Source organism: Zooshikella ganghwensis (assembly GCF_018263875.1).
Lineage (GTDB): Bacteria > Pseudomonadota > Gammaproteobacteria > Pseudomonadales > Zooshikellaceae > Zooshikella > Zooshikella ganghwensis.
Genome location: NZ_JAEVHG010000047.1, coordinates 1 through 4,198, shown reverse-complemented (window position 1 = coordinate 4,198; position 4,198 = coordinate 1). Strand labels below are relative to the sequence as shown.

The 4,198-nt window shown below is 43.8% G+C and carries 8 protein-coding genes; all 8 read right to left on the bottom strand.

Annotation, left to right across the window (positions count from 1 at the left end; translation table 11 throughout):
- The coding region (locus tag KHS79_RS25640; RefSeq protein ID WP_407704251.1) for a hypothetical protein at positions 1-494 on the bottom strand (494 nt) is incomplete at its 3' end.
- On the bottom strand, positions 481-1,230 hold the full coding sequence (locus KHS79_RS25635; protein WP_212723003.1) for a DUF669 domain-containing protein: 750 nt from the start codon (positions 1,228-1,230) through the stop codon (positions 481-483). The genes KHS79_RS25640 and KHS79_RS25635, both read right to left, overlap by 14 nt.
- Before the next feature lie 2 nt (positions 1,231-1,232).
- Entirely contained in the window at positions 1,233-1,988 is a 756-nt protein-coding gene (locus tag KHS79_RS25630) for an ATP-binding protein (protein WP_212723002.1), read from the bottom strand.
- Positions 1,989-1,990: 2 nt separating this feature from the next.
- A complete protein-coding gene (locus KHS79_RS25625; protein WP_212723001.1) occupies positions 1,991-2,410 on the bottom strand; it encodes a DUF7173 family protein in 420 nt (139 codons plus the stop codon).
- A 51-nt stretch (positions 2,411-2,461) separates the two neighbouring features.
- Positions 2,462-2,791 (bottom strand): hypothetical protein, encoded by a 330-nt coding sequence (locus KHS79_RS25620; protein WP_212723000.1) that lies wholly within the window; start codon positions 2,789-2,791, stop codon positions 2,462-2,464.
- A gap of 11 nt (positions 2,792-2,802) precedes the next feature.
- Complete coding sequence (locus tag KHS79_RS25615) at positions 2,803-3,228, bottom strand: hypothetical protein (protein WP_212722999.1); 426 nt, start codon at positions 3,226-3,228, stop codon at positions 2,803-2,805.
- Positions 3,229-3,242: 14 nt separating this feature from the next.
- Complete coding sequence (locus tag KHS79_RS25610; RefSeq protein WP_094787751.1) at positions 3,243-3,443, bottom strand: hypothetical protein; 201 nt, start codon at positions 3,441-3,443, stop codon at positions 3,243-3,245.
- A partial coding sequence (locus KHS79_RS25605) for a recombination-associated protein RdgC (protein ID WP_212722998.1) occupies positions 3,443-4,198 on the bottom strand: 756 nt, incomplete at its 5' end. The genes KHS79_RS25605 and KHS79_RS25610, both read right to left, overlap by 1 nt.

The window sequence follows — 4,198 nt, the reverse complement described above, 5'->3', positions numbered from 1 at the left end:
TCGATTTGCTGCAGGTGCATATACACTTGCATCTGGGTAAAGTGCTGCGGTTTGCTTTTTTGTACGCCGTCTTTTTCCAACGATTTAAAACTTTTTTCGCTGTGGGTTTTCATTTCGATGATATGCCACTGGCTTGGTGCTTCTAAAAAGCCATGGCCCACACCATCCATTGAGCCGCCAAAGTGTTCCTGGCAAGCAGACACGCGAAATTGTTTTCCAGTATTGGGATCAACGGTCCAGACCTTAATACCCGCTGCCCGTAAATTCGCCGCAAAACGATCCTCAGCTAAATGCCCAGTTTCAAATAAACGCAGCATTTGCCCTTTATGACTTTTTATCGAACACCAATGGAAGTCATACCACAATGCACGCTCACAGCTTTTACCAATGATTGACGCCCCTAAATGGGCGCGCCAACCATGGCTGGTCTGTTGCTGCTCATAATGCTGATAAATCGCATTAATGGTGTTGTGCTGAGACTCAGGCAGTTGCATGGCTCTGATTCCATACGGGTTGTTCAAAATTCCCTGCAGTTGGATTTGAAGGCACCTGTTGGGTATTGATGGATGGTTGTTGTTGAGGTGTAGCAACGTGCTGCGTGGCTGCTGGTGGTGTTTGCGTTTGGTTAGGTGGTGGATTATTTCCCTGCACAAACTGGCTTGCTTGTAAGGGCATTGAGGTTTGTTGTGGGGTTTGGTTAACCTGCTGAGTAGGTGCCGCTTGGTTGACTTGCTGAGTCGGCGGCATCTGATGGGCAACACCTGGTGTTTGTTGTGTAGGTGTTTGTATGGGAGGCATATTACCCATTGGATTCGCTGCCGCACTCTGATAACTGTCTTTAGACGCCCAACCTCGTATCACATTTTCCGGTTCGTTGGATTGCTTGTTATTGCGGATAGTGACTTTGATGACCAGTGGTTGATTTAATAATTGGTCGGAGTCTTGTACGTTCGGATTACCCAGCGCCTGGCCTATCGCTGAAATAGCCCGACGACCAATATTTTCTGCTTGCTGATTCGGATGACTGATATTTTGATTATCAAATACCCGACGTTCGGCGTATTGGCCTTCCAAAATAATGTACGAAAATGCGATATAATGACCGGTACCCACTTTATTCATTTTAACGTCGGCTTTATCGATCATCGCTAAATAATCACCCGCGGGAATAGGGGTAAAAAAATTAATATTGGGATCGTATGCTTGGGTTGAAAAACCTAAATTTGCCATGATTAAAATCCTAATTGGTTGTGTGGTAAGGCCTGTGAAAACGCATCCCATTGCAGCGGGATTTCTGGGGGCAGGCCATAACGGTTTTTAGCTAAAAAGGCCGGGGTTTCCTGGGTATATAAAACACGTTGGCCAGTGGTAATACCGCGTGTCACTTCGTTACCAAAACCAACATCCGTTTTTTTAACAACGGTTTTAAAATTGGTGAATAACACGCAATCGACCGACTCTTGAATTAAGGCACTGGCCCGGTCATGTAATTTAATTTGGTAACGGTCGTAGGGTTCAGTCTCGGGTGAATCAAAGCGTTTGACCTGGGTATGGGCAATTAAAATAATGGCCATGTTTTTTTCGTTACGCAGGGCATCAAGCCAAGCTAAACATTGTCGCCAATAGGTCAGGGCTTCACCATAACCCTTACCATATCCAAAATCTTCAATACTGCTCTTGCCGTGCTGTTGGGCGGTGTAAGTCCAAATCAATGGTTCCAAATGGTCTAACGAATCCAAGACAACTGTCTGAAACTCATGCTGTTCCTGGTACAACGCCTGTAGGGCGCTAATCACATCGGGAAAGCTGGTTAATAAGGGAAAGGCATTGACCTGTAATGCACCCGCACCGTCTTCGGTAAATAAAAAAATGGGACTGGGTGCACTGGCGGCAAAGGTGGTTTTGCCTAAACCATGGCTGCCGTATAGCACCATGCGCGGCGCTTTCAGCGCCTGCGTTAAGCCAATATTTGCTAAAGATAAAGCCATGGTTACTGCTCCAGCGCGTCAACTTTGACGCTGGTCTTAGCGGGCTTGGACTCAATGGCATAGGCTACGGCGTTATACTCCTTGGGACATTGTTTTTTTAACTGCTTTAATGCGGTGACATTCACCTCAAACTTAAGCCGAAAAATCGAATTAAAGATTTCCGGTGTCACCACTTCTTTTACCGTGTTTAAGTGTTTCGTGATAACTTTACGATCGATTTTCCCCGTGGTCGTGACTTTAAAAAACGTGGTTTCATGAGCGTTAGAACCTTCCTCTTGAGCGCCGACCAGATTAATTAATTCGCGCTCGATAAAGGTTTTTTGTTGGTTTAAGTCGGTGATCTGCTGTTTGATGTCCTGCAGTTTTTGGGCATAAAAGTCCACCATGCGCACTGGATCGGGCGCCGCCACTGTGATATTCATTGTGGTAACCTCTGAAAAGAACGTATTTTATAAATAGTTATTTAATGATTTTTAATTGAGCCAAATACCTTTGGATTTAGCGTTCATTTTAATGGTTTGGTATATTTCTTTAAGCTCTATCAAACTGTCAATAATACAAGTGACGGCTTCATTAATGGCAATGAAAATGATGTATAAAAAAGCTGTCAGAATTAAAAACCATGTTGCGGGATGCCACCAACGTATACAAGGTGCAAAGCCTGTAAACTCATCGTGTTGATCGTCCCAGTATGCTTTATATTTGACGATACCTAGCCGATCAAACCAGGAATGAAGCCAGTGTTTACGTGTGTGTTTAGTACGACACTCTGCTAAATAGGCCTTTTTTATCTTTTTATTCATAGCGATACCGATTAAGCCGCTTTGAGCGTCATTAACTTAAGATGCTTTAACGTTTTATAATAATGTGCGAAGGCGAGTACATCAGAAAAACATTCCACATGCTCAACATCGAACGGCATATAACGGGCGAGGAAGGCCTGTAATAAATCGACGGGAATAGTGTTAACGTCTTTATTTTCCATCAACACCATGTGTGAGGCTTTATCAAATAAAATATAAAAATACTGTAGGTTTGATTTATGAGTAATCACCACCCGCACTAACACATGCTGAGGATTTTCATACACATATTCATAATGTTCGTAGAGCGGTGAAGCAAATTGTATCAGGTAATTATGGGTGACCCAGTAAGGCCGTACTTTATTAATCTGTTCTACCAATCCGGTGGTTACTGCTTTAACCGGGTTCCGTAGCTGGAAAACGGCATAGCAAGCCATGGTATTTTCTCCTTTTAATGAACGGTGAGTGACTCGGTATTAGGGGCTTGAATAATGCGTTGTAAATTCAAGCTCATTGCACTTAATTGTGTTTGTAGTACTTTTAATTGATTAATCGCATCAATAAACGTTTTAGGCTGGTTCGCATCAAGATAAGCATCCAGCGTCACCAAGGCTAATTCTTCGGGTGTGGGTTGTTTGTTATTATTGTTCATTAGGCTGCCTCCTTGTCTTTTTTGTAACCACCGAAATACTTAATAAAATTGCGGTAGAGTTGAGAGAGGGCATTGGCCATTAAGATAAAATCGGCCCGTGCCTGAGACATAAAATCTTCCGCTTTTTCCTGGTCGGTTAATTCAAACTTTAATTGAGTAAAACGGAAATCATCGTGGATGATGCCAGCCAGATAATCGGTCCAGTGAAAGCCTAATTTCGTAACCATTTTGCCCGCAGCAATATGTGGCTCGACTTCTTCCAGTTCCAAATCGCTTTTACTGAGTTTCACAATGTCCGCATCTTCACTCCCCACAAAACGCAGCTCAGCACATTGGTCCAGTAGCAGACCTTCAGGCAGTGGCGCGCTGCGGGCCAACCAGCAGGTTAATACTTCACAGGGCTTATATTCCGTGACCACGGGCTGTGTGGCTAAGCTGCTCAGTGTGATGCGTAAGTAATGAATACACTCCTCGGCCAGTTTAACGTTAGAGCTATCCACGACAATTAAGCCATTGATGGGGTCCAGATATACATACCAACTGTGGTATTCACTGAAGGCTTTGGGTAGCAACTCATGAATGACGGACTCTTTTATCTGGTCTTTTTCGCCTTTGCCAACAGGCTCGCCCTGTTCTTTTTCCAGGGTTTTAATACGTTCTTTGACGTATTTGCTGATGACCGAGTTAGGCAGCATCTTTTTTTCTTTCTGTAGGCAGAGCAATTGGAAATTACCGATATGCTCAGCAAAGTGTTC

Excerpts from the sequence above, each read along its gene's own strand:
- KHS79_RS25635 (WP_212723003.1), bottom strand. The coding sequence starts at position 1,230 with ATGGCAAATTTAGGTTTTTCAACCCAAGCATACGATCCCAATATTAAT.
- KHS79_RS25630 (WP_212723002.1), bottom strand. The coding sequence starts at position 1,988 with ATGGCTTTATCTTTAGCAAATATTGGCTTAACGCAGGCGCTGAAAGCG.
- KHS79_RS25625 (WP_212723001.1), bottom strand. The coding sequence starts at position 2,410 with ATGAATATCACAGTGGCGGCGCCCGATCCAGTGCGCATGGTGGACTTT.
- KHS79_RS25620 (WP_212723000.1), bottom strand. The coding sequence starts at position 2,791 with ATGAATAAAAAGATAAAAAAGGCCTATTTAGCAGAGTGTCGTACTAAA.
- KHS79_RS25615 (WP_212722999.1), bottom strand. The coding sequence starts at position 3,228 with ATGGCTTGCTATGCCGTTTTCCAGCTACGGAACCCGGTTAAAGCAGTA.
- KHS79_RS25610 (WP_094787751.1), bottom strand. The coding sequence starts at position 3,443 with ATGAACAATAATAACAAACAACCCACACCCGAAGAATTAGCCTTGGTG.